19 protein-coding genes and 1 riboswitch are annotated in these 26811 nt (G+C 47.2%); of the genes, 10 read left to right on the top strand and 9 right to left on the bottom strand.

Annotated features, from left to right (window positions below; genetic code table 11):
* The first annotated feature begins 2 nt into the window (after nucleotides 1-2).
* Entirely contained in the window at nucleotides 3-3023 is a 3021-nt protein-coding gene (locus tag IFU39_RS28360) for an SNF2-related protein (protein ID WP_192136236.1), read from the top strand.
* A 113-nt stretch (nucleotides 3024-3136) separates the two neighbouring features.
* Here the strand turns inward: IFU39_RS28360 and IFU39_RS28365 are convergent, their stop codons facing one another.
* A complete protein-coding gene (locus IFU39_RS28365) occupies nucleotides 3137-3601 on the bottom strand; it encodes a hypothetical protein (protein WP_274599304.1) in 465 nt (154 codons plus the stop codon).
* Nucleotides 3602-3986: 385 nt separating this feature from the next.
* On the opposite strand from IFU39_RS28365, the gene IFU39_RS28370 reads away from it, so the two are divergent.
* On the top strand, nucleotides 3987-4670 hold the full coding sequence (locus IFU39_RS28370) for a type 1 glutamine amidotransferase domain-containing protein (RefSeq protein ID WP_192136140.1): 684 nt from the start codon (nucleotides 3987-3989) through the stop codon (nucleotides 4668-4670).
* A 67-nt stretch (nucleotides 4671-4737) separates the two neighbouring features.
* Here the strand turns inward: IFU39_RS28370 and IFU39_RS28375 are convergent, their stop codons facing one another.
* The 4 genes from IFU39_RS28375 to IFU39_RS28390 form a co-directional block, all read right to left on the bottom strand.
* Nucleotides 4738-5697, bottom strand: a complete 960-nt coding sequence (locus IFU39_RS28375; protein ID WP_192136142.1) for a 2-keto-3-deoxygluconate permease — start codon at nucleotides 5695-5697, stop codon at nucleotides 4738-4740.
* 6 nt (nucleotides 5698-5703) lie between these two features.
* The gene (locus IFU39_RS28380) at nucleotides 5704-7161 is read right to left on the bottom strand and encodes a glycoside hydrolase family 1 protein (protein WP_105602212.1); all 1458 of its coding nucleotides are present in this window, start codon (nucleotides 7159-7161) and stop codon (nucleotides 5704-5706) included.
* A 52-nt stretch (nucleotides 7162-7213) separates the two neighbouring features.
* Nucleotides 7214-9142 (bottom strand): beta-glucoside-specific PTS transporter subunit IIABC, encoded by a 1929-nt coding sequence (locus IFU39_RS28385; protein WP_192136144.1) that lies wholly within the window; start codon nucleotides 9140-9142, stop codon nucleotides 7214-7216.
* Between the two features lie 138 nt (nucleotides 9143-9280).
* The gene (locus IFU39_RS28390; protein ID WP_192136146.1) at nucleotides 9281-10117 is read right to left on the bottom strand and encodes a PRD domain-containing protein; all 837 of its coding nucleotides are present in this window, start codon (nucleotides 10115-10117) and stop codon (nucleotides 9281-9283) included.
* A 211-nt stretch (nucleotides 10118-10328) separates the two neighbouring features.
* Between IFU39_RS28390 and IFU39_RS28395 the strand changes: the two genes are divergently transcribed.
* The 7 genes from IFU39_RS28395 (at nucleotide 10329) to IFU39_RS28425 (ending at nucleotide 18867) form a co-directional block, all read left to right on the top strand.
* Nucleotides 10329-10865 (top strand): RNA polymerase sigma factor, encoded by a 537-nt coding sequence (locus IFU39_RS28395; RefSeq protein WP_192136148.1) that lies wholly within the window; start codon nucleotides 10329-10331, stop codon nucleotides 10863-10865.
* Nucleotides 10849-11973: a DUF4179 domain-containing protein gene (locus IFU39_RS28400; RefSeq protein WP_192136150.1), complete on the top strand. Its 1125-nt coding sequence runs from the start codon at nucleotides 10849-10851 to the stop codon at nucleotides 11971-11973. Before IFU39_RS28395 ends, IFU39_RS28400 begins: the two co-directional genes overlap by 17 nt.
* Nucleotides 11974-12006: 33 nt before the next feature.
* The gene (locus IFU39_RS28405; protein WP_192136152.1) at nucleotides 12007-12588 is read left to right on the top strand and encodes a VanZ family protein; all 582 of its coding nucleotides are present in this window, start codon (nucleotides 12007-12009) and stop codon (nucleotides 12586-12588) included.
* Between the two features lie 199 nt (nucleotides 12589-12787).
* Nucleotides 12788-13420 carry a uridine kinase gene (udk, locus tag IFU39_RS28410; RefSeq protein ID WP_036616377.1) on the top strand — a complete coding sequence of 211 codons (633 nt, stop codon included), beginning with the start codon at nucleotides 12788-12790 and terminating at the stop codon, nucleotides 13418-13420.
* Nucleotides 13421-13531: 111 nt separating this feature from the next.
* Nucleotides 13532-13861, top strand: coding sequence for a chaperone CsaA (csaA, locus tag IFU39_RS28415; protein ID WP_192136154.1), 330 nt, complete (start codon nucleotides 13532-13534; stop codon nucleotides 13859-13861).
* A gap of 346 nt (nucleotides 13862-14207) precedes the next feature.
* Complete coding sequence (locus IFU39_RS28420) at nucleotides 14208-15479, top strand: S-layer homology domain-containing protein (RefSeq protein WP_192136156.1); 1272 nt, start codon at nucleotides 14208-14210, stop codon at nucleotides 15477-15479.
* Nucleotides 15480-15927: 448 nt separating this feature from the next.
* On the top strand, nucleotides 15928-18867 hold the full coding sequence (locus IFU39_RS28425) for a DUF5704 domain-containing protein (protein ID WP_244661150.1): 2940 nt from the start codon (nucleotides 15928-15930) through the stop codon (nucleotides 18865-18867).
* Between the two features lie 491 nt (nucleotides 18868-19358).
* A riboswitch (cobalamin riboswitch) is annotated at nucleotides 19359-19547 on the bottom strand.
* Between the two features lie 77 nt (nucleotides 19548-19624).
* Here the strand turns inward: IFU39_RS28425 and IFU39_RS28430 are convergent.
* Nucleotides 19625-20452 carry an AraC family transcriptional regulator gene (locus IFU39_RS28430; RefSeq protein ID WP_192136158.1) on the bottom strand — a complete coding sequence of 276 codons (828 nt, stop codon included), beginning with the start codon at nucleotides 20450-20452 and terminating at the stop codon, nucleotides 19625-19627.
* Nucleotides 20453-20656: 204 nt separating this feature from the next.
* Between IFU39_RS28430 and melA the strand changes: the two genes are divergently transcribed.
* Nucleotides 20657-21958: an alpha-glucosidase/alpha-galactosidase gene (gene melA / locus IFU39_RS28435; RefSeq protein WP_192136160.1), complete on the top strand. Its 1302-nt coding sequence runs from the start codon at nucleotides 20657-20659 to the stop codon at nucleotides 21956-21958.
* A gap of 117 nt (nucleotides 21959-22075) precedes the next feature.
* Here the strand turns inward: melA and IFU39_RS28440 are convergent, their stop codons facing one another.
* Genes IFU39_RS28440 through IFU39_RS28450 form a run of 3 tightly spaced genes read right to left on the bottom strand, consistent with a single transcriptional unit; the run spans nucleotide 22076 to nucleotide 26719 of the window.
* Nucleotides 22076-22777, bottom strand: a complete 702-nt coding sequence (locus IFU39_RS28440) for a response regulator (protein ID WP_192136162.1) — start codon at nucleotides 22775-22777, stop codon at nucleotides 22076-22078.
* Nucleotide 22778: 1 nt separating this feature from the next.
* Entirely contained in the window at nucleotides 22779-24374 is a 1596-nt protein-coding gene (locus IFU39_RS28445) for an ATP-binding protein (protein WP_192136164.1), read from the bottom strand.
* A gap of 5 nt (nucleotides 24375-24379) precedes the next feature.
* Nucleotides 24380-26719 carry a histidine kinase gene (locus tag IFU39_RS28450; protein WP_091012126.1) on the bottom strand — a complete coding sequence of 780 codons (2340 nt, stop codon included), beginning with the start codon at nucleotides 26717-26719 and terminating at the stop codon, nucleotides 24380-24382.
* Nucleotides 26720-26811: the final 92 nt, after the last annotated feature.

Here is a 26811-nt window from a genome sequence, read left to right on the forward strand (position 1 = left end):
TAATTCATCCTTACACTGAAACGATTGAGGTTCACGTCGCTTTAACCGGATATGGCGATGCTTTGTTTTACGGAGCACTCAACACACACCACTTTGTACCGGGACAGTCGCTTAAGCAGCGATTGTTCGCTTGGCATGCGCCTTCCTTCTACGGGACCGAACTGGAAGTTCGGCAGATTGAGGAGATTGAGTTGGTTGTTCTGCCTGCGGAAGAAGTGATTCCCTTTTTTGCCGAGATGCATACGCTGCTTCATATTGAATGGAAGTGGGGCGAACAAGCGGAACATCTGATTCGACTGGCTCCCGCGCTCGCGGCATCTATCGAAAAACGCAAATACGTACCTAGCTTCGAGGCCTACCGTGCAGGACAGCTTCAGTGGACCTGGGACCCGGATAGCTTGAAAAAGCAGGAGCGGGCATCGCTTACCAAGGCGATTCAACAGACCGACGAGAGTTATGCCGAGGGACTCGGGGCGGCCTACTCCGCCTTTGTGTTCCAGCGCTGGTACAGTTCGGAGGAAGCGGCAACCGATCTGCGGCGTGAATTCCCGCAGTTGTTCCCAGAGCGCGGCACTCTACCCAAGACAGCCGGGATGGATGCTCAGTCCTGGCTCGTATCCATTGGCTGGAAAGCAGATGCCGCACCATTCAGACCCATGCTGCAATTGCAGGAGCCGGACGAGGATGAGCCATCTTGGCGGCTGCGATTGGTGTTGCAGAACAAGCTGGATGCCGCTGTATTGGTGCCCGTCATGCTGGATTCACGCGGCAGACTTGAAGGCGAATGGCCAGAGGTATGGACACCGTTCATTCTGGATCGCTCCGCCGGATGGCTGGATCAGCTGCGTGCACATCTGCCCCGTCTTGGAAGCTCCATTAGTGGTAGTCGGGATGTGCTGAGTGATCCTTTGGGAGATCAGGAAGCCTGGCAGTTCCTGACGCAGGATAGCGGCAGGTTGCTCGCAGCGGGCTGGCAAGTTCTGCTGCCTGGTTGGTGGGAAGCAGCCCGTAAGAAGAAACCAAAGCTGCGTGCTAAGGTGCAGCCGGAGGAAGGCAGTGAACGGGGACAGTCGTTCTTTGGACTGGACTCGATTATTCATTTTGACTGGCGCATTGCGATTGGTGACACGGATCTTAGCGAAGATGAATTCGCCGACCTTGTTGCCCGTAATGAACGACTGGTTCGCTTCCGTGGAGAATGGGTTCCTCTCGACCCCGACCTGCTAGAACAGATACGTCGTGCCATGGGCGGTGTAGATCGGGAACAGGGACTCTCATTCCAGGATATTCTACACCTGCATCTGCTGCATAATGAGCAACGAGAATATCGCAACCAGAAATGGAAGGAAGGACAACAAACCGAGGAAGACCAGCAACCACAGGATGATCAGAACATTCGGCTGGAAGTAGAACTGAATGAGCACCTGAACCGGGTTATTGCACAACTCGGGGGCGGACAAGGCGGCGCACCTTCCCTGCCCATTCCGACAGGGCTTCATGCCGAGCTGCGATCGTATCAGAAGGAAGGTTTTGCATGGCTTGGTTTCCTGCGCAGATTCGGACTTGGGGCATGTCTTGCCGATGATATGGGTCTCGGGAAAACCATTCAGTTCATCACGTATCTGTTACACATCAAGGATCATGAACCACGTAAGCCGGGACAAGCCCCGGTACTTCTGATCTGCCCAACCTCCGTACTGGGCAACTGGCAAAAGGAAATTAGCCGCTTCGCACCCTCCATTAATGTCAGTCTGCATTATGGCGCACGCCGATTAAGTGGAGAAGAATTCCGGGAGCAGACCGAGCAGGTGGATATTATTATCACGTCCTTTGCTACGGCTACACTGGATCAGGAGATGTTACAAACCTATACCTGGTCATGCATCTGTCTCGATGAAGCACAGAATATCAAAAACGCCCAGACCAAACAGTCCCTGGCTGTTCGCAGTTTCCCGGCGAAACACCGCATTGCCATGACAGGTACGCCGATCGAGAATCGGTTGTCCGAGCTGTGGTCGATCTATGACTTTATCAATCCAGGATATCTGGGCAACGCCCGGGCATTCCAGACTCGCTTCATCAGTGCCATAGAGAAAGACAAGGACGAGCAACGGATGCAGGATCTGCAGCAATTGGTGAAACCATTCATGCTACGCCGTAAGAAAAAAGATCCTAATATCCAGCTTGATCTGCCGGACAAAAACGAGATGAAGACTTACATTCATCTTACGGGCGAACAAAGTGCATTGTATGACCAGTCCGTACAGGCCCTGATGGATAAAATGAAAGAGCTGGAAGGCATTAAGCGCAAAGGTGCCATTCTATCGGCGTTAACCCAGCTTAAACAGTTGTGTGATCACCCTCTGCTGCTGACAAAAGAAGCTTTGCCGGAGGAACTGCCCGAAGACGGTGCACTGAAATCTGCTTATGACGTGTACAGCCCGCAAGATATGGCGATGCTGATCAGCCGCTCCGCAAAGCTGGAACGACTGATGGAGCTTGTCCGGGAATTAAGGGACGAAGGCGAGCGATGCCTGATTTTCACCCAATACATTGGTATGGGACAGATGCTGCAACAAGTACTGCGTCAGGAGTTGCAGGAGCCTGTATTGTACCTGCACGGGGGTACGTCCAAAACGGCGCGAGATCGCATGATTGAGGAATTCCAGTCCCGTACATTGCCTGAGGATAAGCAACCATCCGTCTTCATTCTGTCCATCAAGGCTGGCGGTGTGGGATTGAATCTGACCGCAGCCAATCATGTGTTCCATTTTGACCGCTGGTGGAACCCGGCTGTTGAGAATCAAGCTACCGACCGGGCTTATCGGATGGGTCAGACGAAGGATGTTCAGGTGCATAAGTTCATCTCTCTTGGTACATTGGAGGAGCGGATCGACGAGATGTTGGAGAGCAAACAGCAGCTCAGCGATAACATCATCACAAGCTCCGAGAACTGGATTACCGAATTGTCGACGGATGAGTTGCAGGATCTGTTCACTCGGCGTCGTGACTGGTCGGGCTAACTTGGGATTAGATGAGATATATCATAGAAAAAGAGAAATACAAAAAGAGCGAAGTTTCGGAATTTAAATTCCGGCTTCGCTCTTTTTGTGTTGTTGCAGTTAATCATCCGTTCTTAACGCATGTTACCGATGATGGATGATCTTGAATCCTGCATTTTTTTGACAAAGTTCGTCATGACATCAAACGCTTCATTGCGCTTGTTGGACATGGACTGCAGACGAAGCATGTCCATCTGCTGGGAATTGCTCGCAGCATCAATTTGACCTTTCAGCTTCTGAACAGCTGCTTCATCCCCGTTTTGTTGAGCTATCGACAATTGTGCATTCAAATCTGCAATATAATTGTTACGGTTCTGTACTTCCTGAATTTGTGTCTGCAATTGGGCATCCAATAATTTGGTGCGTTCTTGTTGAACCAACATCAAAGCAGTTTCGATATCCATACTTTGAATATTAGCCATAGAAATACTAGAGATATTCGAATTAGAGATTGTGCTTGCCGAGGCTGAAGACACGATTGACACAGCTGCAATAGCAGCAACCATCGTTGAAGTGACGAATTTTCCTGTACGTTTCATTGTTCAATTTCCCCCGATTAGATATGTAATATGTACCATTATAATGTAGTTTCTTTCGACATCTTATATCAAAAGACCTAGATGTACAATCAAATTAACATCAAATTTGAATTAATTTTGATAACCCTTACACATGCCTACCTTCGCTTACAAATTGAGTAAATTAAAAAGAAAATTATAAGTAAACGTGCATTCTTAAGGGCATATTTACTACTACTAGATTGTTCTTTACGCCTACGCTTGAAAGTAACAATAGAGATCGAAGATACGTTCATGATTTTACTTTAGAAAATGGTTATGTTATATTAAATAATAGATTTTACACAATTTAATTTTGTGATATTTAATATAAATTGATGTTATACACTTTACGGGAGGTTTTTATATGAAAAAGATACTGGTTGTTCTAACAAATGTAGATAAATACGCAACGAAGGACGAACCTACCGGCTTGTGGCTGAGCGAAGCAACTCACTTTATTGAAGAGTTTGACCGTAATGACAATGTTCAGATCGATCTGGTTAGCCCTAAAGGGGGTAACGTACCTCTTGATCCGAAAAGTCTCGGTGACTCCCTGGATGAGAGCACCAAAACCTATTTTGAGAACGAAACATTCATGAACCAATTGAAGAACACGTTGAAACCTGGCGAAGTAAACGCGAGCGACTACGATGCAATCTACTTCACAGGCGGTCACGGTACGATGTGGGATTTCCCGGACAATGCGGAACTTCAAGAGCTTTCTCGTGAAATCTATGAAAAAGGTGGCGTTGTATCCGGCGTGTGCCACGGGGTTACAGCCCTGCTGAACGTGAAGCTGTCCAACGGCCTGCTTTTGATCAACGACAAAACGGTTTCCGGCTTCACGAATGAAGAGGAAGCATTGGCTCAACAAACCGAGTATGTTCCTTTCCTGTTGGAAGATGCTTTGAGAGAACGCGCTGCACAATACGATAAAGCTGCTGCATTCAGTTCCTATGTCACAACTGATGGCCGCGTAGTCACAGGACAGAATCCGCAATCCAGCAAAGCGGTAGCTGAAAGTGTTAAACAATTGCTTGGTCTGTAACATATAGATGTACAAAGCAAAACAGCATGTGATCCGTCATGACCTGACAGAACACATGCTGTTTTTTCTAGTGATTTGTTGATGCAGAAACTTCCGTCGTTGTTCCTCCAGCCAGACGCTTCACGATATAAGGCACGGTCACCGACGTCAGGATCACGGCAAACGCAATCTGAGCGATAGCGGTGTCCACATAAGGCGCATACGCCGGATTGAACCCGGCAGCCATCGATGGTACCACCATGGACAATCCAGCAACCGAACATGTCGCAGCCGCTGCGTAACCGGGCCGTCTTAATATCGTGCGATCAATTCCAATGAGCGGCAGCATGCAGATCAGTAAAAATAACACCGTGACCAATAAGCCGGATAGACTGGATTGAAATGCAATACGCAGATCAATATTCGACCCAAAGCTTGTACCCAGGAAAGGCAGCAGAATCAGTGTTCCCGGAGCGAACATCTTCTGTATGTTGCGATCCAGGTTACCAAGAAGTATGCCGATAAAAAAAGGTACTAGCGTAGCAAGAACACTAAGGTAATCCATACCAACACCGCTTGCCGAATTCAATATCATGACCGGAATAACCGGTACGGCAATCAGATTCAGAATGCCAAACGCAGCACGATCCACATCATCTCCGTACGTGTTCATCAAGGCCAGATATAACCCTGGATTACAACTGGTCAGAACGGCGATGAAAGCTACTGCAGACACGCCTCCAACCCCACTAATGCCAAAAAAGTGTACAAATGCCCAGCCGAACAGGCAGCTGATGAGAATACGTGAAATACAGAGTACTCCTGCTCTCTTCAAGGTCATCAGAAGCTGTGACAGATTGAGCTGTGTGCCAGACACGAGCAAAATCATGCCAATCAGCACCATGGTACCTTTCGATGTGAACAGCGCTGTTGTTGGATCTCCGATCTGAAAGAACGACGGGAAAATCGTGTTGATAACCGCGGCGGCAAGCATAGGAACAATCAGCAAGCCGCCAGGGATTTTTTTGATTCGGCCCAGAATATTCATGACCTGTTACAGTTCTGCTCCGTTGGTACGGATCACATTCTGATACCAGAAGAACGAATCCTTCCGATATCTTTTCAGCGTACCATTGCCATAGTCATCCTGATCCACGTAGATAAATCCGTACCGTTTGCTCATCTCGGAAGTCCCTGAACTGATCATGTCGATCGGCCCCCACATCGTGTAACCCAACACTTCGACGCCATCCGCAATGGCGAGTCCCATCTGTTCGATATGTTTGCTCAGGAAATCAATCCGGTAGGGATCGTTGATCGTTCCGTCCTCATTCAGCTTGTCGTAGAAGCCTGAGCTGTTCTCCAGGATGAAGACCGGTTTTTGATACCGATCATAGACGAGATTTAGCGTATACCGCAGGCCAATGGGATCAATCTGCCAACCCCACTCGTTTGCAGGCAAATGCGGGTTTTTGTAGACACTGTGTACGTTCCCGGCTGTTAATTCAAGTTGTTCGGTATCACTGCTGGAAATCATGGAGTTGTAATACGACATCCCCACGAAGTCAGCCGTATGTGCGCGAATGTTATCCAGATCGCCGTCCTCGATGTTCAACCGGATCTCCTTGTTTTTGAAATACGTTTTACTATAATAAGGGTACTCGCCTTTATTGAGCACATCCAGATAGAATTGATTTTTCATCTGATCATCCTGCTGCATCTGAAGTGCATCCTCCGGCTTGCATGTGTATGGGTACGTTGTAAAATATGCCACCATGCTTCCGATCTGGTTATTCGGATCAATCTCATGGGCCATCTTGGTTGCTCTGGACGCAGCTACAAATTGATGATGCAATCCCTGAAACAGCATTTCCTCATAATTCGGTGCATCATAATCAATGATTCCCAGCGTCTTGGCAGATGCCTTCACGCTCATGTTGATCTCGTTGAACGTCACCCAATATTTCACTTTGCCCTTGTAGCGATTGAACAGCACATCACAATAGTTCACATACAGATCGATCAGCTTGCGGTTGTACCATCCTCCGAACTTGTCCATCAGTACAATCGGTGTATCAAAGTGGCTAATGGTGATCAGGGGCTCCATGCCCTGTTTCAGACATTCATCAATAACCTGATCATAGAACTCTAGTGCCTTTTCGTTCGGAGCGGCATCGTCGCCACCTGGAAATACTCTGGCCCAAGAAATGGAATAACGGAACACTTTGAAGCCCATCTCGGCGAATAATGCGATATCCTCACGGAAGTTATGATAGAAATCGATCCCCCGGCGCTTTGGATATTTAACCGTATCCGGGTCGTTCCGGGCCTCTTCTATCATCTCCCAATTCACTCTGATCTGTTTGGTCACCTTGCGGTCGTTCTTCTCGTTAAACTTCATCACTTCGGGAATGGTCAGACTCTTGCCGTCCACATTATAAGCACCTTCAGCCTGACAGGCAGAAAGCGCCCCGCCCCACAAAAAATCTTTTGGAAAATTAGAATGAGTCATTTTAGTTTCCTCCTGTTAGATACGTGTTATTTAAATGGTCTTATCTAAGGTTCTAGGGGATTAGCTTGATCAAAGGTTCACTCTCCCGGATCGGGCCGCTGGTCGCTGTAGTCAGCACATCTCCGTACTGTTGCATGTTGGTTACCACAATCGATGTAATCGTGTTATATCCTGCTGACGTAATGCCCTCCGGATCAAACTCCACCAATAAATCCCCTGCCTTGATTGTCTGTCCCTGTTCGATATGGGCGTTAAAATATTTCCCTTTCAGACTGACGGTATCCACTCCGATATGAATCAGGATCTCGACACCATTCGCAGCTTTCAATCCGATGGCATGTTTGGTGCGATAAAGCGCTTCGACTACCCCGTCAAATGGAGCATATACCTTGCCATCTGTCGGAACGATTGCAATGCCTTTACCCATCAATTCTTGGGCAAACGCTTGATCCTCCACTTCAGAGATCGGTTTGATCTCCCCTGTCATTGGACTAACGATAAGCATGTCAGAAGACGTGGATGTCAGTGATGATACGGACGCTGTAGTTGCCTCTGTGGCAACGGCTGTTTGATTGCTATTTACTTTATTCGTAGCTTGTTGCTGCGATTTATTTCCATCTGTATCTTCCTTGATGCCCGCCAACAGCGTGAACACAAACCCGAGTACAACTGCGGCAATACAACCAATAACGACATACATGTAACGATCTGATGTATACGTGCCAATTGCCAATACACCTGGCAGTGAAATTGCATTCGCTGTTGTATGCACCAAGCTGTAGAATCCACCGACTAATCCACCTGCCAGGCAACCTGCGAAAAAGGGACGTTTATATTTGAGCGTAACACCATAGATCGCTGGCTCAGTAATCCCGAACAAAGCGGTAAATCCACTCGAAGCAGCTGCTGATTTCATCGTTTTACTCTTCGTCAGTACAAACACACCGAAGGCTGCTCCAGCCTGAGCCAAATTCGCTGCCAGTGCTGTTGGTAACAGCACTGTTGCACCAAGTGTAGCCACTTGTTGAACCTGAATCGGCATGATCGCATAGTGCATACCGAACATGACCATAATTGGTTTGAAAAATCCAAGGATGGCACCAGCAAGAACACCTGCGGTTGAGAACAATGAGTTGATACCATTGGTCAACCAGTCACCGATATATGAACCTACTGGGCCAAGCACGATTAGTTCCACTGGAATCATAATAAACAAAACAATCATTGGGGTAAGCAGGACCTGCAGAAACTTGGGAATCACTCGATTGACGATCGGATACACATAACTCATAATCCATACCGCCAAAATGATTGGAATGACGGAAGAGGAATATTTCATAAGCAGAATCGGCATGCCGAGAAAATCGATACTATTTACACCCGTCTCAGCAATCTGAGCCGCAGCGTTCAAAATGGTTGGATGCATTAATCCCGCAGCAAGAGCTACCGCCAAGTAGGGATTGGTTTTGAAACGATTTGCTGCACTAACAGCCAGGAAGAATGGCATAAAGTAGAAAATGCAGTCCCCAATCATGTTAATGATCGTCAGGAAACCGGAGCCTTCCAGGTAACCCATGGCAGTTATAACCGTAGCCAAACACTTGATCATCCCGCAACCAACAAGTGCTGGCAGAACAGGTGTGAATATACCTGCGATGGTTTCAAGCACTACATTGACGGGGTTACGTCTCTTTTTCGGTCCACTGTCTGTAGACTCCGTAAGCTCGCCAATCTTGTCAGAGGTTAGATTTCTCACTTCACTATAGACTGCATCTACCTTGGCACCGATAACAACCTGAACCTGTCCACCGGAATTTTGTGCCTTGAGCACGCCTTCGAGCTGATCCAGCGCCTTGAGGTCTGCTTTGTTATCATCCTTTAATACGAATCTCAAACGGGTTGCACAGTGTGTCAGACCCGATATATTTTGCTCGCCGCCAACGAGATCAAGTACGTTTTTAGCCAAGTCTTTGTTGTTCATGACCCTTCTCCTCTACATGAATAAATTGGATATATAAAAAATGACCAAGCCGGGGAATCGTCATTCCCTACGCTTGGTCATGCCTGATCGAATCAGTAACAGTCCAATATGGATTATTCGGTTAGTTCCTTCACTAGTTCATTCCGTTGGTTCATTTGAGATCAATCGTTGAATATGCAAGATCAGATATAATTTTTCATCATCCGAACAGGTCCAGCCGTAATTATTTTTCAGGAAATCAGCAATCTTCTCCACACAAGCCAGTTCTTTCGGAAACTTCTCCTTCACCATCAGGAACAGAGATTCATTCTCGTCTTTGAGCGATTTACCGCTCATCTGCCTCAGAATGAAATACCGGATATGTGTGGCAAAACGCATGAAATGGATGGAATCCTCCTGAAAGTCAATTTTGAGAGCATATTTGATCACGGACAGGATCTCGCCCGTAACTGTGGTTACCTTCGTGGTATCCGTCATCTCTCCAGAGCCCACCTGTGCATTAACAAAATGCAGAGCAATCAGTGTTGTTTCGGCTGTTGGCAGAGCGATATCCGTTTTTTCCTGAATCAGCTTCAGCGCATCCTCCCCCACCCGGGTCTCGTCCGGATAGAGTGTCCGCACTTCCCATTCCAGCGGATTTTTGATACGGATACCTTCTCTCGTTCGGGTTAATGCAAAACTGATATGGTCGGACAGGGTGAGAAGCAGATTCGGGTTAAATGTTTTATTCAGGATCTGACTGCCCAGCTTAATGACTTCCTCCGCGAGATAAATATCCTCAATCGGAATACTGTTCAGCAGATCATACATCCGGATGTTCTTTGGTGCTACGAATATTTTTTCCACCAAGTCCGTCTCCGTCAGCTCATAGGGAGTTTTCAGAAATCCGACCCCTTTACCTACGACAAAAACCTCTTCGTTATGTTCATTAATAGCGATGGCTACGTTATTGTTTACTTTCTTGATAACCTTCAATGTTCTCACCCCCCAACAAAAATAAAAAAAGACCGAAAGCGATTACAGTAAAGCAATCGAATTCGGTCATGCCTGGTTTCCCCAGTAACAGTCCGTGTTATGAATATAAGTTTATTATAGTGCTGTTTTTGAAAAAGTCAATCATCCAATCTTAGGGAAAAACCAGCCAAGTGCTGGCTTCATCCCTCCAATACGAAAGGAGCTGTTATCCATGGGTTCAACCGATCTCGTTAACCAGGCCATCCAAGGAGATCGTGAAGCCTTTATCCGGCTTATTCGAGACATTGAAAACTCTTTGTACAATACGGCAAAATCCATGCTGAGAAAAGAGGAGGACGTGGCCGATGCCATTCAGGAGACAATCCTGAACGCATACAAATCGGTGCATACACTCCGGGAACCCCGGTATTTCAAAACCTGGCTGTTTCGCATCCTCATCAATGAATGTAACACGATGCTGTCCCGCCGCTCTCTCTCCACCGCTTATGCGGAAGTACCTTCAGATAAGCAGGAGCATTCCAGTCCCTACGATGAGGTCGATATGCGAGAAGCGGTAGACCGTCTGGAGGAATCGAAACGAATTGTTGTCGTTTTGCATTATTTTGAGGACCTGTCCCTGCGTCAAGTCGCCGATGCCCTCAATATTTCCGAAAGTGCAGTGAAAATGAGACTTACTCGGGCAAGGCAGGAGTTATATCAGAAATTCAAAAATTTTCGGGAGGTAAACTTACATGTCAAACCCGTTTAATATCGATCAGGAATTAAAGAACCAAGCGAAGGAGCGTCCTCTGATGTCTGAACTCGTGCGTAACCGGATTGATGCCACACTGGATTCTCTGCCGGCGTCCCCAAACACATTGAAAACGGAACAAACTTTGCGCTCCAGTCGGCGGCACAAGCGATGGCACAAGGCTGTAGCTGCGACGATCGCAGCCGGAGTATTGGGCGTGACCGTATTTGCATCCGGCTTTGTATCACCGGCCATGGCTGCCTCCTTGCGCAATATCCCACTCGTGGGCAGCCTCTTCAGCTCAATCGAAGCCGATATGGGTCTGCGAACGGCGGGCAACGACGGCTTGACTACCCCTGTTAACAGCAAGGTTGCTTACCAGGATGTGAAGCTGGAAGTCCTTGAAACAGTTTATGATGGTACCCGTGCTGCATTTCTGGTTCATTTCACTGCGCCTAATCTGAATCAGGGTGAATATGACAATGGCAAGGACATCGTGAAACTGAGCAGTGGTATTGAGAATGTCTTTTTCAAAGTCGACGGGTCCCTTTCGAATAGCGGACTGTTCTATAGTTCGGTAGGAGAAACGCAGCCAAATACACTGCTCTTTGAGCAGGTCATTTCCTCCGATCAGGGAACGGCACAATTGCCGGATCAGTTCGACGCCAAGGTTCAATTGACGTTGCAGGGCATCGATCATGAGTTCGAGCTGACGGTTCCATTTGCCAAATCAACAGAAAACATTCATCAGGTTCTGCCTAATACAGCCATGACCAACAATTTGTATACTGCCGCTGTTACGGAAGCTGTGGTTACCCCTGTCACTACCCGTCTAACTACTGTTATCAGTTTGAACGATAAGAGTACTCTTACGGCAAAAGAGCAGGAACAGCTGAGTCACGTCGGATTTGCCGTCTATGATGATCAGGAGCGGCAGCTAACCGCTCTCAGCGGCGAAGGCCTATACGAGGGTAACCAACTGAAATCGGAACGCATATATGCCACAACTGCCAAGGATGTAAAATATCTGATAGTAAAACCTTTCGAGATCAAGGATGATTTTACGGAAGAGGTTAAAGACACTCAATTCATCAAGGGAATGGAAATGAAGATTCAGCTTCAATAGCCTGATCTCATTTCCTTATGAAGGAGCCATTCCATGTCCATCCAATATTCAATCTCATCTCCCATCGTACTTGGCCCATTATTCGTTCTGGTCCTGCTTGCCCTGATGATCCACGCCAGGGTGAGCAAAACCAGGTATACGGTCAGACAGTATGTGTCGATGCTCGCATTTGCCATATATATGTTGGGCGTTATGCACTTTGTATTTTTCCCTATCGACGTGAACATCGGAATCTATGCCAATCAAACTCCATGGTATCAAAGCATTCAATGGATTCCGCTCCTGACCGCGGATGCACCAAGCTTTCTCCTCAACATTGTGCTGTTTATGCCACTGGGGTTCATGCTTCCTTTCATCAAGCCTTGGATTCACTCGATACGAACAGCAGCATTCGCAGGATTGAGCGTAAGTTTCCTCATTGAAATAACACAGTTGCTGCTTCGAGCGACCTTAGGCAACGGTCGCAGCACTGATCTGAACGATTTGATAGCCAATACAACAGGATGTGTCCTTGGTTATGTCATCCTGAATATGTTCACAAAAAGCTCCATCGGACATCGCCTGCTGGCCCTATGGGAGTCACCGCGGGGAGTATCATCCAAAGACATGCAGTAAATGAATTTTAACAAGCATAAAGCCCCTGAAGGCAAAACATGGTCCATACACCAAGATGAAAAAAGCCGTCTGCTATGGTACAATGAAAGAATTGTGTATTCAGAGACAGACATGTGGATAAAGGCCATGAACGAAGGATTTCTGATGCGCTTTTATCCATTCATCATGCTGCCATTTTAGGGAGGCTTATGGAACAACCATGCTCATTATTGGTATCGCCGGAGGAACCGGCTCCGGTAAAACGACGGTAGCTCGCTCCGTCATAGACCGTCTGGGATCAGCTAAAGTTACGTTTATATCCCAAGACAATTATTACAAAGACCAGTCGCAGCTCACACCTGAGCAACGCCGACTCACCAATTACGATCACCCGTTTGCATTCGATAATGATCTGTTGATTGAGCATCTCACCCTGTTGAAAAAAGGCCAAGCGGCGTATGCTCCCGTATATGACTTCACCATAGATAATCGTGCTGCCAATGAGACGGTTGAACTGGCACCGAACCATATTGTCATTGTAGAAGGATTGCATGTGCTGATTGATGAACATCTTCGCAGTCTGATGGACATCAAAGTATTTGTTGATACTGATTCCGATGTTCGGATTCTACGGAGAGTCCTGCGGGATATTGAAGAGCGCGGACGCACGATCCAATCCGTGTACAAACAATATCTCGAAACGGTAAAACCAATGCACGATGCTTTTATCGAGCCATCCAAAAAGTATGCCGATATCATTATTCCAGAAGGCGGACATAATGAAGTAGGTATTCAGATGTTATCCATCCTCACTGAGAAATACCTCACCGGGGAAAATTGGAACGGCGCTTAATTTGCGCAATGCAACGCAACAGAAATCCAGGTTACGATACTGCGTAATCTGGATTTTTTGTTGATTTTTCATTTATAATAGTCCCCAATAGTTGAAAGGAGATCTACCCCTATGGCTACTTTTGAAGAGTTCATGCAGCATGACATCCGGGTTGGTACCGTGGTGGAAGCCGAACCCTTCCCCAAGGCTCGCATACCCGCTATTAAAATGACGATCGACTTCGGACCACTTGGTCTTAAACGCTCCAGCGCTCAGATTACTCAGCGATACACGCCTGACATGATCATTGGCAAACAGGTCGTTGCTGTAGTTAATTTCCCACCTCGGCGGATTGCCGGTTTTGTCTCTGAAGTACTTGTGCTTGGCGGCTTGCCTGGTGAAGGCGATGTTGTCTTGCTCTCACCGGATAGCCCATTACCTAATGGAACACCGATAGCCTGACTTTATTTTGAGTAAGAAGAATATGGGCTTTTCAAATGTTTGGAAATCGAGTATTCTTGATTTATTGATTATTGAATTGACTATTGATGGAACTACATATGTTGGAGACCTTAAAGCATAAGGCTATGAATCTGCGGATTCGTGGCCTTTTTTTGTGTTTTTTTGATGGAATATAGGTCTGGAGAAGTAGTAAGGGTTGAGCGAAGAGGAGGAGTTTTGTTGATAAATCATACCAACAGCCTAGTTATACATGGTAGAATATTGATTATTATTACAAATTTAGTATCTAGTAGCCTGAAAAGTACATATCAAGGAGAGAAATTCACAATTGAGAGGAGCAAAATTCATGAGAAAAATGATGATTTCCGGCGTAGCGGCATTGGCTTTATTAACAGGGGGTATCGCAGGTTTTGGAGGTGTTGGGAGTTCTGTAGAAGCCGCACAAGTTACAACTAAATTCAAGGACGTTCCTTCTACACACTGGGCATCTTCAGAAATTAATTTGGCCGTGGAACAAGGTTATTTCAAGGGGTATGCCGACGGGACATTTAAACCAAGCTCACCGGTCACCAAAGCTGAAATGGCAAGTATTCTGGGACGTTTATCCGACCAGCCTAATGCATCAACACAAGAACAAAACAATTTCACAGACATACCCGAGTGGGCAAAAAGCGGTGTCTCTATTGCTATAGCAAAAGGTTTTATCAGCCCTTCTAATTATAAGGGGAAATTGGATGCACAAGGCGCTCTTCAACGAGGAGAAATGGCTACTTGGCTGACGCAAGGGCTAACCGTGGTTGATCCTGAGTATAAACAAGCACTCTCTGATGTGACCAACACCGTTGTGCCTGCAAAGGAATATTTCACAGGCAAACTCGCAAGCGCTCAAAAAAATGCAGTCGCTGTTGCCCTGGGAACGGGACTGATGAGTGTAGCAAACGATAAAACATTTGGCGTCGATCGTACAACAACACGAGCTGAAGTAGCTGTATTGATCGCCCGTTATGCAGCAGTTGCCAAGACAAAACCTGCTGATTTTCAGGGGCTGAATGAGCTGCGAGCGGTGGGTTTGACGGGAACGAATTTGAGTATTATTGCGCCAACGTATCAGAAAGCAGGACCAGAAAAATTTTCTGAGTCTTATGATTACAGCAAAGTAACTGGCGATTTTGCGAAAGTCCGTAATCAAGAATTAGTTACAGTAACGAATTATGCAGATCTGAAGGTAAAAAACTGGATCATCGTCAATCCATATGTGAAAGAAACTGAGAGAAGTATCTATTATCCCGTTTTCGTTGATGAAAAAGATAGATTACTGAGAGGCGCTTATTATTCTTTTACAGAGTTTGATATTAGTATTAAAAACTCTATGAACCAACTGCAAGCTGGTAGTCTTATCAATTCCCCAACTATTAATGCTTTAACTTCTCCAAGCACTAAAGCCTTTAACGAGTATGGACTTAAACATATAAATGATTTACTCGGACCCAAAGGCGTTTTTATTGAAAAAAAACCTGTTTACTGGGCACACGGTCTCTTACATTTTGACAAGTCACTAAATCCTGGAGTACGTCTGACGCTCAAAGATGGAACAATCTTTACTGTAGTACCAAATTAAACTATGAAAAGGGTGTTCCAATGTGCACTTCTATAAATTGTTAAAGAGGTTATTAATAGCATATATAACATTATGCATATTGTTCCCATCCCCTTCAGTAGTTTTTGCTGGAGGGGGGCCTGGAACTAAGCCAGTTTTAGAAGCCTCTCATTTAGTGCCTTCATCCCCTTCAAAGTCTCAGAAAAAAGTAATACCCGTTGAGGGTAGTGGAATGTCTAATATCGGTGTTTATGTTTACCAGCTAGATAATTTAAGATGGAGTGTAGATGGAGAATGCAACGGCCAAACATTAAGCAATAATCCCGATACCAACAAACCAAACTCATCATTAGTTTGCGTAAATCTTACACTAGATGCACCAAGCTACAAACCCTCTGAGTACTTTGATCGTTCAGGTCAGAGATATACTAGAAGTGAATTAACTTCAATCTCGTTAAAGCCCATGTATATGGATAACACACAATATTACTTACCAGGCAAACCAATCTTGGTTAGTGTGGAATCATTTGACGGTGATACGGTAAAATTCACAACTCAAATCGGAGGTGCTATTGAACTATTAGGTCACAGACCCTATAATCCACCTAAATATTCCGCCGACTATGTATTTAATACCGATATATATTGGCGGGCCGTTGCCGAAATAACCAAAGAGATTAACCTAACCGCTGGCGGGCAACTTAGCTTGAACCAGTCCAAACAATTAAACGCAACGGTCAAAACGAAAAATGGTGATGGAAACTTTGGTGCAGAAACCAATGTAAACACCGGTAGCGGTGGTACAACAACATGGGAATCATCCAATCCTGGTGTCGCAACCGTGAGTAACTCTGGAGTGGTCCAAGCCGTCAGCAGAGGAACCACAACCATCAAAGTACTGTGGGAAAAGGATGATTTTGAGCTAACTACCACAACAAACATTGGCGTTGAAGAAAATCCGGGTCCTGGTGGTGAGGACGGTAACGGAGGCGGTGGAGGTTGCACGCCAACGGTTGGACCACCTTCTGCTGGAACCATCATGAACATGAGTGATCTCGATCCAAATGCCAACGGTGTTATTAAGTCAGATAACAGAGATAATGAGACATTCAATGTGTTAAAAGGGATCCCTACTTCCGAGTCACTCTACACAAATACCTTTGCTGACAATTACCTGTTTAAACAAGCCTGGGCGAAAATGAGCGGTAAAGTTACATACAACTGTAATGTCACAATCTCGTACGACAGAGAGTGGACAGTACCTGGACCAGAGGAATGTGATGATGATGGCTGTACATCAGGGACACCTGTACCTGCGAACGACACGGTACCCAAGCCATACAACTTCCAAATCACAAGAGACTACTCCTACTGGAAAATTAATAACCTGGAAGTATATAAGATCGCTAAAGCAACCATGAACAATTACGCTTTGCCCGGTGAGACCGTTACGATGAATCCATCAGGATACACACCACCAACACTGGAGTCTAAACATGATGAATCCGTAGAAAGCCATGTACGACCAGGGCAAACCACTTCAATCTCATATACTCCACCCAAATTAACAGGTGGTTTGAACCAACCTCCCAGTGTGCCTGATGATACATCACGGTTAAAAGGGATGGCTGAATCCAACACACCTCAAAGTAGAGTGAATAATGATCTAGTGAAATTCAACAACACAACCATTATGAATGATGTAGAAGCAACCAAAGATGGCCCAACACCATCCAACATCCCTAATCCAACGACGATCAGTCGCGATGTGCTGTACAAACCGGGTAATATAATCAGCAATTCCCTGCTGAATAAAGCAAACACGACAAGCTCTGGTGAGATCTATTATGATTTGCTACCAGGCAACGTGGATGGCGGCGCCAATAAAATATTACCGATTAACGGCATCAACACCGTCACCGTACATACCCCTGTCGTCAACTACGCCTGGGTATCGGATGATCAGCCGCATAATCAGAAAACCGTGCCGGACCCAACAAGCGCTGCACTCATTCTGGAACGTCCGTTCATTGTGAGAATTCCCACATCGGGACAGCACTTGGACGCAGCAAGTTATCCTGGATATGGGAATCGGGACTATGCCAAATATTTTCGAATCAAACAGGTGCAATTCCCGTTTGATGTCTACAACGCAGACCGGAGTCAGTTTATCCCTGCCAAGACATGGGTCGATATTCCGGTCAATCAACTGGATACCACATTCTACCTTCCTGTATGGGTAGACGAGGGAAAATACCATATTACATTCCGCAATATTGCAGAGAATGCACCTGCAAACTTTACCGAGCAAAAGGATGCTAATACCAATTTGGCACATCATGTTGCAGCAGACACCGTACCGGTAGATGTCATCGGAAGGTTATATGATTTTCACGTCACTGATATCTCTGATTACAACTGGGAAAATGTATTTCGCAAGCGGCTGGGCAGTCCCGAACCAACGGGCCTTAGCTACTGGGCTGGAATCAATAGCATCGATGGTGATCCTCGGGGTAACCTGGCTCCATTTGTATTGCCCATTCGACCGGGAAGCCACCCGGTACAGGGATTTGCTAACGCACTTGTGAAGACAGGGTACCATTTCAAGTTTGATCTGAAGACCAAGGGCAATATGTTTGGCAATCAGGATGGTATTCGAATTACACCCAATTTTGCTTTTGTGAGTAAAGACGGGTCTTCCCGGAAAGAAGTAGATCTGTACTACCATCGAGGCCAGGAACGCCTAATCCGCATCGGATCGGCACAGGATCTGGAGAAACGATTTGTTGTCCTGAACTCGCGGCTTCGGAATGTACCCGGCACAGAGTTAGGCGATACCGCGCGTTATCAGTATACTTATGAACTGACAGCGGAAGAACGCAGCCAGCGTACGTTGGCAGAACATATGGTTCGACTAGTCGATCAGACATCTCATCAAAAAACATGGATAGGTCGTTATGACTGGATGATCCTGTCCGCTCCGATTCGGACACTCATCGGGCCCAAAACGGAGATTCCTTCCGGGGTCAACGTGGACCGGGCCAATGCAGCAATCCAGCGTTGGTACGGGGAGTACAGCTTGCCAGCCGATGTATATGCCGTACCAAAAGGGACGGATCTCGAACCCCTTGCCCAACAAAATCAGCTGGATGAGAAATCGAAGATTTTTCTAAAGAATGGTTATATCGTAGTTAACTTCAACATGGAGAGCCTGCGGAATGGAAATACAGAGGCGCCCCATCTGCAATACATTCATGCACCACTGATGAATCAATGGCAGATGGAGGGTTTCAACAAAACGCCAACAGACAGTCACGGCAGAACCTGGCCGCTGAAGGATGGCGACATTGTCTTTTATCATGCTGATCAGTCTAGCCGGAACGACTTCCAATCGCAAGTACCACACTAGTTTGAATCTCTCATGTCAGCACGACTGGCTAAGCAGATGTAACCAACTACATGTGGACAGAAGAGTCTATATGCGGAGTATCTCTCCAAAATAAGACTAACTGTCTGTATAGCGATAACACCCAATGAAGCAATCAATAAATATATGATGAAATAGACATGAGGGCAGATAAAATACTATGCAGCCTTCACAAAACTATGGTGTACTGAATTGATATAGGTGCACTGAACGACATAAGATGAAGCATTCAGAAGCTATTGCTGTATCACGTTCCAACTTACACACAACATACCTGTTAAACAACAAAAGGGTTATCCTGAAAGTCATCTATGGACTTCTGGGGTAACCCTTCTTGCATCATTCTCTTTTTATAACCTTACTTAGACTATAACGAAGACCCGCACATTGTATTATCCTGACAGACTTTCTCCAGGAGACGGGTAGAAAAAATCATGCTCTCTAAACACCTTCCTATCTCCCTTAGGGTACTACTGTGTTAGTTAAACCTGGCAGGTCTCCTAGCTCCAGACTCATCGTCACTTGCATCTCCTTCCCGGCTTCAGTGGATTATCACTACCTGACTCCTCTGTTACAGTGGCGGGACCGCGCCGGTATTACACCGGACTTCCCTATTAATTTTCCACCCTGACGGGCAAAGCACCAAGTTCCACATATTCAATTACACTTCTGTATCAGAATAGCGGGACAACGTTTAATGATCAAAAATTTTCTTTCAAATTTGAAACACTAAGTACGTCTAATCGCGAATTCTCGACCCCTTCGGAGATACGCCCGTCACACGCTTAAACATCTTGGAAAATAATAATGGGTCCGTATAACCAACAGAATGGGCCACTTCACTGACCGACAGCCCTGGATTCTGAAGAAGTTCGGCTGCCCTATTCATACGGTACTCCAGAAAAAAGGACTGTAGCGACATGCCATATCGCTCTTTGAACAATCCTGATAGATACGTGCGATCCAGCCCCACAGCTTGGGCAATATCCAGAATGGAAGTTCGCTGACTGTACCTGTTCTCCATAAACTGCACCGCCTGCCGGATGTACGTTTCTTTGTTCGAAAGGAGCTGCCCTATTTCTTCCTCCACAGGTGAAGAAGAGATTAGTTCTGCCATCAAGCGGTACAAGAGACTCTGATTCATCACATCGCCTCCCGGACGCGTAGAAGCCTGGACCAACTCCGTATACAATTGTCCCATCGTATTTGTATCCTGGGCATCATACACCGGTCGCTCCGGGCTCAATTGGGCACGTTGCATGAATGCTTTGGCTTGTACGCCTTTAAAACCAAACCACGAATACGTCCAGGGCTCCTGCGGATCTGCCTCATAATGAATAAGCGTGTCCGGGAAAATGATAAAACCCTGTCCCTCGCTAAGCTTGTATTCCTGATCCCCCATGTACACAGTGCCCCGTCCTTCATGGATGTAGTGCACAATGTAAGAATCACGTACACCCGGTCCCCAATAATGCGCAGGGTCACATGCCTCCCACCCAAAAAACAACAACATCAGCTCCATCTGTGTCCAGCCTGCGGGAACCACATTCATCTCTATTTTTCTCATTTTATGCCCTCCCTCCTTGTTTCCTTCCGAGGTTCACCATCTGTATGTCTAATTAAATTATAACAGCTAAAGCACAACATTATTAGTTGAAAACGGAAACAAAAATGGGATTATGCCATGTTTGAGAGGGGTTGAGCCATAGTTATATGTGCCGAATCGGCCTATAGTTGGGGTACAACATTTTTCAGGGAGGCTGAACTTAAGATGAACAAAATTACGTTTCTCGGTGCGGGAAGCACCGTCTTTGTCAAAAACGTATTGGGTGATGTCATGATGACCGAAGCACTGCAGGATTTTGAGCTGGCATTGTTTGATATCGATGCTGAACGTTTGAACGATTCCGAGCGTTTGCTGACCAGTCTGGCACGTTCACTCGGAAGTCGTTGCGTCGTGAACGTATATCATGACCGAAAAGAAGCACTGCGCGGGGCCAAATATGTCATTAACGCTATCCAAGTCGGTGGATATGATCCATGTACCATTACAGACTTCGAGATTCCGAAGAAATATGGATTGCGTCAAACCATTGCAGATACACTCGGCATCGGCGGAATTTTCCGTAATCTGCGTACGATTCCTGTTATGCTGGATTTCGCCCGAGATATGCAGGAAGTATGTCCGGATGCGTGGTTCCTGAACTACACCAACCCGATGGCTGTGCTTACCAACGTCATGAACGTACATGGTGGGATCAAAACCGTAGGATTGTGTCATAGTGTACAGGTATGTGTACCACATCTGTTTGATGCACTGGGGATCGATCAGACAGGTGTCGTGGCTAAGATTGCAGGGATCAACCACATGGCGTGGCTGCTCGAAGTTACAAAAGACGGGCAGGATCTGTACCCCGAGATTAAACGTCTGGCGAAGGAAAAACAGAAGGAACAGCATGACGACATGGTTCGTTTTGAGCTGATGCAGCGTTTTGGCTATTATGTAACGGAATCCTCCGAGCACAATGCCGAGTACCATCCTTACTTCATCAAACGGAATTACCCGGAGCTGATTGAACGCTTCAATATTCCACTGGATGAGTATCCACGCCGCTGTGTGAACCAGATTGAAGGCTGGAAAGAAATGCGTACCAAGTTGTTTGCCAGCGAAAATATTGAACATACCCGCAGCCGTGAATACGCATCGCATATTATTGAAGCGATGGAGACGAATACCCCTTACAAGATTGGCGGCAACGTCATGAACAACGGACTGATTACGAACCTGCCGCGTGAGGCATGTGTCGAGGTACCTTGTATGGTCGATGGATCAGGGATCAGCCCTACGTACATTGGGGATCTGCCTCCACAACTCGCGGCATTGAACCGGACAAACATCAACACGCAACTGCTGACAATTGAAGCGGCAATCACGGGCAAAAAAGAACATATCTATCACGCGGCAATGCTTGATCCACACACGGCTGCCGAGCTGTCTATCGATGACATCGTAGCGATGTGTGATGAGTTGATTGAGGCTCACGGCGACTGGTTGCCAAAATACACGTCATAATACAAAAGCACCGTTTCCTTTGCTGTTAAAGGGGACGGTGCTTTGTTCGTTCCATAGTGCTCACCCGCTGAATGGTGAATCACATCATAGTTAAGAAATGTCTTGCTCCCTTAAACCTTATTCGGCAGGGAGCAAAAAGCGATAACCAATGCCAGGCTCCGTCTGAATATATCGCGGATTCGTTGGATCTTCATTTAATTTTTTACGCAGATGTCCCACATATACCCGAAGATAATGGCTATCAGACTCATGATGATGCCCTCCCCATACTTGCTGCAATAGCTGGCGCTGGGTGATGATTTTCCCTGCATTGGAGGCAAGCACCTTCAGCATCTCATATTCCGTCGGGGTTAATTTGACCAAAGTACCCTCCAGTTCGACTTGCCTTTGGGCCAGATCAATCGTGAGTGATCCGAAGCGCAGTATCGGCTCATCCGTCGTTTTGGCTACATGACGTAACGCAACCCGAATACGGGCGACCAACTCACCCATACCGAATGGTTTGGTCACATAATCATCTGCACCACCATCCAACGCGGCAATTTTGTCTCCCTCCTGATCCTTCGCTGTCAGCACAATAATCGGCACTTGTGACCATTCTCGAATCCGGTGAAGTACCTCCATGCCAGACATGCCTGGCAAACCAAGATCAAGGATGATCAGATCCGGATGTACAATACTGGCTTGAATAACACCCTCTTCGCCCTCCCCACACTCGTGGAGTTCGAATTGATGTGCCTGAAGAGTGACCTTGAGCAATTTGCGAATCTGCGGTTCATCATCGATCACCAGTATACGAGCCCCTAGTGGTGCGTTCATGTTATTCTTCAACCTCTCCTTGTTCTGAATAGGGAAACCGCGATTCGTGAGCCTCCATGGGGAGTTCTATGCGCATTCTCGTTCCTCCGCCCAGATTCGGCTCTGCCACAATGGTACCTCCGTGGACTTCCACAATGCCTTTGCAGATCGCCAGACCAAGCCCTGTTCCTGTGACATGCTGAGTAGACTCTGAGCGATAGAACTTATCAAATATACGTATTCTTTCCGCTTCCGGTATACCGACACCTTGATCCGCTACCCAGATCGTTAATTGACTTGGACTCTTATTACTCGTCACAGTGATGACAATCTGGCTCTCATCAGGCGAATATTTGATGGCGTTGCTGACGATATTGACCAGTACCTGCTCCAGCAATACTTCATCTCCGTTAATGAAGGCCGGATCATCAGGCAGTTCAACTTGAATGTTACGATGCGGACTGAATTCCCGAACCTGTGTCAGTACAACGCTGATCATGTCCCCCACGTCACACCATTTCCGATTCAGTTGCAACATGCCGCTCTCCAGCCGAACCATACCCAGCAGATTCGTGACGAGACGATTCATGCGCAAGGCTCCATCCCGAATGTTGACTGTTAATTCTCTCCGATCCTCGGGTGTAAAAAGAATATCATTCTCCAACAATCCCGTAGCCGAGCCGATAATGGCGGTTAGGGGCGTACGCAATTCATGGGAGACAGAGTCCAGCAGCGCTGTGCGTATGCGCTCCGATTCGGCAGTGATCTGCGCCAATCGGGCCTCTTCAGCCAGTTTCACTCGGGCAATGGCACCTGCGGCCAGTCCTCCGCATGCCTCCAACAGACGAAGCTGTTCTTGCTGCTCATGAACCTCATCAGCGTCCATGCTCACAGCGAGCACGCCATGAATCTGCTCCTCTGTGCGTAGCGGCACGTAAAGTCCGGGAGATTCCCGCAGAGTAGATGATCCTTTACCAGCGATCTGTCCGTGATGATATACCCATTTGGCAATGGCAATCTCCGACTCTCCATCTCCCCAGCCACCCTTTTCTGCTTCAGATGCGGGTGAAGATGAGCTAGTAACCAGTAGATCCCCCTGACCATCCGGAAGATACATAGCCGCGGGCTTACCCAGGGTGAGCGAAACCTGGGTTGCAATGTTAACCAGCAACGTATTCAGATCCGTAATGGCTGTCATCTGACGACTCAATGCGTACAGGGAGTTAGTTGTGGCTTCGCGTGCTTTTACCATCTCCAGTTGTTGTCGCAACCGACCTGCAAGACTTGCTGTCAGGATCGCCACAGCAAGATACACGACAAAGGAGATGAGATATCTCAAATCCTCAACCGTAAAGCTCAGATATGGCGGTACAAAAAAGAAGTCAAACATAATAACACTAAAACTCGCGGCATATACAGCCGGCCCCATTCCCCAATACACAGCACTCACCAGAACGGGAAACAGGTATACAAGCGCTACATTAACCAGATCACCACTCATGCCGATAACATGAAGCAGCAAAGTTAGCAGTGTCACCCCGAGGGTCACCCATACATATGCCGGAACCCGTTTTCCATGGGATGCCCGTGTTTCTCTTTTTATTCGTTCAGACAACATCTTATTCACATCCCGCTCCGTTCCTCATCGTAATCTGCAACGATCAATACATCCAGATGCCGCGACAAGCGTACAAGTCGGTTGACCACCGAACCTGAGCCGCGGTAGCCATTCAGCCACCACACCCGCCTTGCCTGCCCGACCACCAATTGGGTTGCTCTCGCCTCCGATGCCTTTCTTGCCAAAATCTCAGGTACATCGCGCAGCCTTGGACTGTGATGAATATGAAATTGACCACCAAGCCGAATCGTCAGCTGTTCCAACGCTTCCAGATGGCACTTCACTTCGTCACTCATGGACTCGCCGATGTGGATATGATGTACATGCCAGATGGCTTTTAGACGAAAAGCCATGCGGAATCCACGCCGGATAAGCCGCTCGGCATGACGATCACTGCTTACACATACAAAGACCGCTTCCTGTCTGCGCCAAGGTCCTCGAAGTGTGATTTTGGCCTGCTGTGCTTCAAGCCGTTCATCCACGTCGTCCGCCAGTTCGCGCAGGGCAAGTTCACGCAAGGCAATCAGATTACCGATTTTGAAGAAATTTGCAAGAGCTTGCTCGACCTTGGCAGTTGCATAGATTTTACCCTCCCTCATGCGCTGCCGCAAGGCCTGGGGCGCCACATCAATCAGCTGCACCTCATCCGCCATCTGAATGATCCGATCGGGTACGGTCTCGCGGACACGAACACCGGTAATATGTTCAACGGCATCATTCAGACTTTCGAGATGCTGTACATTCATTGTGGTAATGACCGAGATGCCTGCATTCAGCAGGATAAGGACATCTTCATAACGCTTTTGCCGGACACTTCCGGGCACATTCGTATGCGCCAGTTCATCCACAAGCACCACTTCCGGGCAAAGACGCAGAATCCCCTCCGTGTCCATCTCTTCCAGTCGAGTCTCCTGATAGAATCGCTGCACGCGGGGGATTACAGATAAATGACCCATCTGCTCCACGGTTTCTGCCCGTCCATGTGTCTCCAGCAAACCGATTTGCACATCGATGCCCTTACGGAGCAAATCATTGCCTTCCCGCAGCATCATGTAGGTTTTGCCTACACCTGGTGCGGCTCCAATATATATTTTGAATGTGCCGCGCTGAATCTGGCCAATCTGTTCCTTCATTTCCTGCTCACTTAGTCTGCGATATGTCAGTGACTCCACTTCGTTTACTTTGGCCGGGACCACACGTTCACCCTCCCGGGCCGCTCGATCAGCAACCAGAAACAGATCCACACCACGTAATCTGCGTAGCAGTGAGTTAACAACGGACCCTTGCCACAGTTCCTGCCAGCGCGTACGCCGGGAGTGTCCCATCACAATCCGGGTAATCTGGTGCTCCATGGCGTAACGCGCCAGCATAGACGGGATGTTACGACGGTGTAATATTGACAGTTCCTCCATATGGCCGCCAAACTTCTCCAACAGTTTGATCATATTGCGCCGAAATACGGTTGCCTCCTTGGTTAATGGCTGCTTCATATTCCGAAAAACCACCGCGGACAGATCACCATTCAGCCGTTTGGCAATCTGTTGTCCGCGCCGGATATAGATCGAGCCGTTCCAATGATATTGCGTGGACACCAGAATCCGTTCCAGGATGCCTGTTGTGACGGTAATTCCCATCTCCTCTCGATGCTCGCGCAGAGATTCATTGACCCCTTCTGCAACCAATCTCAGGGCCAGTTCGCGCAGAATACCCAGATTGCCTTGACGAAATACAGCTACTCCCTCATGCCCCTTCAGATGACCTTCTGCAAGACGGCTCAGTATCGTTTCCGGCGTGACGTCAATCAGCTTGACTTCATCCGCAAGTTCCAGTGTATCCGCGGGTACCGTATGTTCTGCTACGATCCCTGTAAGTTGTCGTGCCAGCTCGGTATAACCTTCCAGCTCATACACATTCACCGTTGTCATGACACTGATGTTGTTTCGGAGCAAGAACTGAATGTCCTCCAGCCTGGTAGCATATCGAGCGCCATCTCTGTTGCGATGTGCCAAACCATCCACCAGCACAACCTCCGGATTACGCTCCAGCAGTGCATCCAAGTTCAGATCCTTCATCTCTACATCATCACTCTGGCGTAACCAGTGAATGCTTGGAATCCGTTCGAGTGCGCCAAGCTGTTCCACCGTTTCCGGTCTGCGCATTGTGGAGACGGCGCAGATGACTACATCAATGCCCTGCTCGCGCAACGTATTCCCTTCTCGTAACATGTGATACGTTTTGCCCGATCCGCTGACGGGGCCGATGTAGATTTTGAGCGTACCCTGCTGTAGCTTCGTAATCATCTTCAGCATCTCTTCTGGAGACTTGCGTTTGAAACTGTCTTCCATCCGTCCCTCTCCCCCCTTTCCTCTAAAAAATAAAAAATATAATGAAAAAATGGAGAAAGCCCCTCGCGATATGTCGTGAGCAGGCTAATATG

It is taken from the genome of Paenibacillus sp. CFBP 13594 (assembly GCF_014842675.1).
Lineage (GTDB): Bacteria > Bacillota > Bacilli > Paenibacillales > Paenibacillaceae > Paenibacillus > Paenibacillus amylolyticus_B.